This window comes from uncultured Amaricoccus sp., assembly GCF_937858865.1.
Taxonomy (GTDB): Bacteria; Pseudomonadota; Alphaproteobacteria; order Rhodobacterales; family Rhodobacteraceae; genus Amaricoccus.
In genome coordinates this window covers 1-2395 of the sequence record NZ_CALLYO010000598.1, presented here as the reverse complement: position 1 = coordinate 2395, position 2395 = coordinate 1, and the positions used below count along the sequence as shown (strand labels likewise).

The 2395-nt window shown below is 71.4% G+C and carries 2 protein-coding genes; one reads left to right on the top strand and one right to left on the bottom strand.

The window, feature by feature from the left end; translation table 11 throughout:
* Positions 1-95: 95 nt before the first annotated feature.
* A complete protein-coding gene (locus Q0112_RS17695) occupies positions 96-1385 on the bottom strand; it encodes an O-acetylhomoserine aminocarboxypropyltransferase/cysteine synthase family protein (protein ID WP_297977337.1) in 1290 nt (429 codons plus the stop codon).
* A gap of 100 nt (positions 1386-1485) precedes the next feature.
* Between Q0112_RS17695 and Q0112_RS17690 the strand changes: the two genes are divergently transcribed.
* On the top strand, positions 1486-2395 hold a 910-nt coding region (locus Q0112_RS17690), incomplete at its 3' end, for a phosphatase domain-containing protein (RefSeq protein WP_297977336.1).

Sequence of the window (2395 nt, the reverse complement as noted above, 5' to 3'; positions counted from 1 at the left end):
TATGAAGCGCCGCCCCGGGGCAGCGCCCCACCGAGCGCTGCCCGGGCCTCGGGCGGGGAGGGGGAGGGCGCGTGGCCCGGGCCGCGCCCTTCGGCTCAGCCGGTGGCCTTGCCGAGCGCCCGGTCGAGGTCGGCGATGATGTCCTTCGGATCCTCGATCCCGATCGAGAGCCTGACCACGTTCGGGATCGCCCCCGAGGCCTCGAGCTGCTCCGGCGTGAGCTGCCGGTGGGTGGTCGAGGCCGGATGGATGATGAGCGAGCGCGCATCCCCGAGGTTCGCCTCGTGGCTGAGGAGCTCGACCGAGTTCACCAGCCGGATGCAGGCCTCGTAGCCGGCCTTGAGCGCGAAGGTGAAGAGCGCCCCCGCCCCGTTCGGATAGAGCCGCTTCGCCCGGTCGTGCCAGGGCGAGGAGGGCAGACCGGCATAGGTCACATACTCGATGCGCGGGTCCTTCTCGAGCCAGCTCGCCACCGCCATCGCATTGTCGACATGCTTGCGCATCCTGAGGCTCAGCGTCTCGAGGCCGAGCAGCGTCAGGAAGGCGTTCTGCGGCGCCATCGCCATGCCGAGGTCGCGCAGGCCGATCGCGATCGAGTGGAAGGTATAGGCCATCGGCCCGAAGGTCTCGTGGAACCTCAGCCCGTGATAGGCGGGCTCGGGCTCGGTCAGGCTCGGGAACCGGTCCGAGGCCGACCAGTCGAACCTCCCCGAATCGACGATCGCCCCGCCGATCACCGTCCCGTTGCCGGTCAGGAACTTGGTGGTCGAGAGCACCACCAGATCCGCCCCCTGCTCGATCGGCCGGCAGAGATAGGCGGTGGCCGAGGTATTGTCGACGATGAGCGGCACGCCCACCCGCTTCGCCACCGCGGCGAGCGCCGGGATGTCGGTGACGTAGCCGCCGGGATTGGCGATCGACTCGGCAAAGATCGCCCGCGTGTTCCCGTCGACCATCGCCTCGAGCGCGGCGAGATCCTCGGTGTCGGCGAACTTCGCCTGCCAGCCGAAGCGGTGGATGGTGTTGGAGAACTGGGTGATCGTGCCGCCGTAGAGCCGCGTCGAGGCGATGATGTTGCGCCCCGGCCCCATCAGCGGGAAGAGCGCCATGATCTGCGCCGCGTGCCCGGCGGAGGTGCAGACCGCGCCTGCGCCGCCCTCGAGCGCCGCCAGCCGCTCGCCGAGCGCCATCACGGTCGGGTTGTTCAGCCGGGTGTAGATATAGCCGAGCTCCTGCAGGTTGAAGAGCCGCGCCGCATGCTCGACGTCGCGGAACACGTAGGCGGTGTTCTGGTAGATCGGGATCTGCCGCGCGCCGGTCGTCGGGTCCGGCTTGACGCCGGCGTGGATCTGCAAGGTATCGAAACCGAACGACGCGTCGGCCATCTTGTCCTCCCCTCGGGTTTGCGGCCACGCTATGCGAGCCGGAGGGCGGTGACAACTGCCACCCGAGAGGAGCGAAACGGGGCAGGGGAGCGCGCCGCGGATGTCCGAAACCTCGCGCCGCGGCCCGCTCCGCGAGATCCTCGCGCTCCTCGCCCGCCCGGTGCGCCGGGCGCGCGGGCGGCGCGGCGTGGTGCTGCAGCCCTACCGCGGCTACGGCTCGCCCACGCGCATCTTCGTCATCGGCCGCGCCTTCTGGCAGCGCACCGATGCGGCCGGCGGCGCGGCCGACGGCGCGAGCGAGCTCCGCGACATCCTGCGCCGCATCCGCCGCCGCCCGGTGCGCGCCGCCCGCATCCGCGCCCGCTTCTACGGCGCCGAGCACCTGGTCGAGACGGACGGCGACGGCTATTTCCGCGTCGACATGGCGCCGGGCGCCCCGCCGCCCGCGGACCGGCTGTGGCACCGGCTCGAGCTCGCCATGGAGGTGCCCGAGGCCGTCTCCGCCTGCGCCGAGGTCTATATCCCGCCCGCGGCCTCGCGGCTCGTCGTCATCTCCGACATCGACGACACGGTGATGCACACCGGCGTCGCCAACAAGGCGGCGATGCTCTGGCACCTCTTCGTCGCCGACGCCGCGAGCCGCACCGTCTTCCCCGGCGTCGCCGCCCTCTACCGGGCGCTGCACGGCGGCGCCGGCGGCGGGGAGATGAACCCCATCCTCTACGTCTCGCGCGCGCCCTGGGGCATCTACGAGGTGCTGGAGGAATTCTTCCAGCGGCACGACATCCCGGTCGGCCCCATCCTCTTCCTGCGCGAATGGGGCCTGAGCTGGAAGCACCCGCTGCCGCGGCGCGCCGTCGACCACAAGCGCCACCTGATCGAGGCGATGATGCGCCTCTACGACGACCGGCCGGTCGTGCTGATCGGCGACAGCGGCCAGCGCGACCCCGAGATCTACCGCGAGATCGTCGCCGCCCACCCCGGCCGGGTGCGCGCCGTCTACATCCGCG

Bases quoted from the DNA above. Each gene is read 5' to 3' on its own strand.
- Q0112_RS17695 (WP_297977337.1), bottom strand. From the start codon at position 1,385: ATGGCCGACGCGTCGTTCGGTTTCGATACCTTGCAGATCCACGCCGGC.